The organism is Mesorhizobium sp. M1A.T.Ca.IN.004.03.1.1 (assembly GCF_003997555.1).
Taxonomy (GTDB): domain Bacteria; phylum Pseudomonadota; class Alphaproteobacteria; order Rhizobiales; family Rhizobiaceae; genus Mesorhizobium.
The window spans coordinates 1-345 of the sequence record NZ_RZTV01000098.1 but is presented as its reverse complement, the minus strand read 5'-3'; the positions used below and the strand labels follow the sequence as shown (position 1 = coordinate 345).

Annotated in this window: 1 protein-coding gene and 1 pseudogene; both read left to right on the top strand. The window is 59.1% G+C overall.

Annotated features, from left to right (window positions below; all coding sequences use genetic code 11):
• A pseudogene (locus EOD29_RS30880) lies at window positions 1-70 on the top strand (bb3-type cytochrome oxidase subunit IV); the annotation flags it as partial.
• Window positions 71-77: 7 nt separating this feature from the next.
• Window positions 78-345, top strand: a 268-nt coding sequence (locus EOD29_RS30875; protein ID WP_127248788.1) for a cytochrome C oxidase subunit IV family protein, incomplete at its 3' end; no start/stop codon positions are given.

Below are 345 nucleotides of genomic sequence, written 5' to 3'. Positions count from 1 at the left end.
CATGGGCCTCTACTGGCACTTCGTCGATCTGGTCTGGGTCTTCATCTTCGCGTTCTTTTACCTGTGGTGAGGTCGTCATGAGCGAGACAACAGCGCATGCACACATCGGGGGACAGCAGCCCCAAACCGGACAGCAGCACCCGATTCGGCTCTATCTCTTCGTCTGGGGCCTGCTCTTCGTGCTCAGCGCCCTTTCCTACATGGTCGATTATCTCGGCATCCAGGGCTATCTCAGGTGGACGCTGATCCTGGTGTTCATGATGCTGAAGGCTGGGCTGATCGTCGCCGTCTTCATGCACATGGCCTGGGAACGGCTGGCGCTCGTCTACGCCATCCTGCTGCCGC